Here is a 215-nt window from a genome sequence, read left to right as displayed (position 1 = left end):
CCATGAAGACGCGAATATCTGAGTAACCCTCTGGCGGTGTGAGCGTCACGGTATTGACCATGGTCTCATAGTCCATCAGCCAGTGTTCGCGTGCGTCGCCTAGCATCTGCCACGCAGTGCCCAGGTAGGCCAGCCCAAGCTGGTCTTGCGGATGCGTTTCAAGTGCGCGCGAACACAAAACCTCCGCGCGCGCGGGATCGCCGTTGGCCAGAAGA

At 60.0% G+C, this 215-nt stretch carries 1 pseudogene; it reads right to left on the bottom strand.

Annotated elements, in window-relative coordinates:
- Positions 1–215 (bottom strand): annotated as a pseudogene (locus A3709_RS24125) (hypothetical protein); the annotation flags it as partial.

The organism is Halioglobus sp. HI00S01, assembly GCF_001635445.1.
GTDB classification, from domain to species: Bacteria; Pseudomonadota; Gammaproteobacteria; order Pseudomonadales; family Halieaceae; genus Halioglobus; species Halioglobus japonicus.
This window is presented reverse-complemented; position numbering and strand designations above follow the sequence as displayed.